Origin of the sequence: Clostridium tarantellae (assembly GCF_009295725.1) — a bacterium.
In the GTDB taxonomy this organism is placed as follows: domain Bacteria; phylum Bacillota; class Clostridia; order Clostridiales; family Clostridiaceae; genus Sarcina; species Sarcina tarantellae.
Genome location: NZ_WHJC01000445.1, coordinates 1 through 1950, shown reverse-complemented (window position 1 = coordinate 1950; position 1950 = coordinate 1). Strand labels below are relative to the sequence as shown.

At 22.7% G+C, this 1950-nt stretch carries 2 protein-coding genes; both read left to right on the top strand.

All coding sequences use genetic code 11. From position 1 onward, the window contains the following. The first annotated feature begins 225 nt into the window (after positions 1 to 225). Complete coding sequence (locus tag GBZ86_RS15430; protein ID WP_152892135.1) at positions 226 to 1329, top strand: GNAT family N-acetyltransferase; 1104 nt, start codon at positions 226 to 228, stop codon at positions 1327 to 1329. Positions 1330 to 1409: 80 nt separating this feature from the next. Continuing rightward, positions 1410 to 1808 (top strand): hypothetical protein, encoded by a 399-nt coding sequence (locus GBZ86_RS15425; protein WP_152892133.1) that lies wholly within the window; start codon positions 1410 to 1412, stop codon positions 1806 to 1808. Positions 1809 to 1950 lie beyond the last annotated feature (142 nt).

Genomic DNA, 1950 nt, shown 5'->3' with positions numbered 1-1950 from the left:
AAAAAAAATATATTTACTTTAAATATTGAATATAAGTAACATAAAGGCAATTTTTGAAAGTTTAAGGTTTAGAAAATATTATATTTTTATTTAGTATAACTAAACTAGTTTTAAGAAAATTATATTGAATTTATATTTAATAATTTGATTCACAAAAAGTGGCAATTTATGATACAATTACAATAAGTTATTACCAAGCTTAATGCTTTAGATTGGTGGGATAATATGAAAGAAAGTAAGGTCAAATATAGAAGAGAAGGAAAAAAAGTTTATATAAAAAATCCAGAATTTCATGAGTTAGAATATACTCAAAAGTTATGGAGTGATTTTGATAGTATGGAAGATGTAGGAAGAGTTATAAGTTTTCCAAAGGAAGATTGGGATAAATTTTATAATAAGATGGTTAATCCTACTGATGGTAAAAATTTTTATTGTTTAGTTTATAACTATGATAATGTTCCTGTTGGAGAAGTTAGTTTTCATGGGTATGATTCAGCTACTAAAACTGCAAGATTAAATGTAAGAATTCAAAATATGTATAGAGGTTTAGGATATGGTAGGGAGGCAACAAAATTACTTTTAGAATACTTTTTTTGTGAATTTATGGGATCATATATAGTTGATACTGTAAATAATAATATAGCTAAAAAAGCTTTAGAAAGTTTAGGATTTAAAAATATTTTTACAGATAAAAAAAAGGTTGCAACTTATAGATTATGTAGGGATGAATTTTTTGATAATATATCATTAAGTCAAAGAAAAATAGCATTAGTTGCCTATGATGGTATTGACTGTTTAAATGTTAATTTAGCATTAAGTATATTTGATATGTTAAATAAAATATTAGGTCAGGACTTATTTGAAGTTGAAATAATAAGTAATAAAAGAGAAGAAGCTTTTTTATTTTCTAATATAAAATTTAATGTGGATAAAAGTTTTAAAGATGAGATTAAATATGATATTATAATTTTTCCAGAAACTAAATTAGGTAATAATATAGCTTTAGATAAAGAATTTTTAGAATTTGTAAAAAAGTCTTTTAAAAACTGTGAACTAGTAATAGCTATTGGAGAGGGAATATTACCATTACTTAAGTCAGGAGTATTAAAGGGATTAAAAATTAAAATACCACATAAATATATGAAACATGAAGAATATATAGATTTATTAACAGATGTATATATCAGTCAAAGTAATATAATTGATAATGGAAGAGTATTTATATTAAATGGATTCAATGGTACCATAAAAGGGTATTTATATTTAGCTCAAAAAATGTGTGGTGAGGCGGCATACAAAAAACTATATCAATACTTTTTTGAAGAATAATAATTATATGGTTTTTAAAAACACAAATGAGTTAAGCTACCAGCTTTTTAGGTAAAGGATAATAGGAGTTACGAGATATTATGATTAACATATTATTAGAAGTAAATAAAAAGGGAGTTTTAATATTTAGAGCTAATATAGATAAAATCCATAAGGAAAATTTGATTATTAAACGATGTTTATTTGAAAGTAAAATAATTAAAAGTAATAGAAAGTATCCTTATAATATACCAATGAAATTTTTATTGCCTATAATTAATAATTTTCATAAAAAGTATATTTATTTTGACGAAAATAGTATAAGTGAATTTCTTGAATTTTCAGATGAATATGATGATAAATACTATTATAGTTATAAAGCTAATGCTTCATATATGAAAAAATGGAGAGAAGAATTTTGCCCCAAAATCTACAAGGTAATTATAGATAAAAATAAAATTAGTATAAATAAAAATATTATATTTGAAAGATTTATATAGTAAAAGAAATAGTAAAAGGGGCTGTCGCATTAGCGGATAAAAAAATCCGCTAGCGATAGCTCCTTTTCTATATTTTTTAAAATAATTTTATATATTTCAACTATAGTTAAAATATATCTAAAAATAGACGCACTCAAATAAG

Coding starts and splice junctions, on each gene's coding strand:
- GBZ86_RS15425 (WP_152892133.1), top strand. CDS start 1,410: ATGATTAACATATTATTAGAAGTAAATAAAAAGGGAGTTTTAATATTT.
- GBZ86_RS15430 (WP_152892135.1), top strand. CDS start 226: ATGAAAGAAAGTAAGGTCAAATATAGAAGAGAAGGAAAAAAAGTTTAT.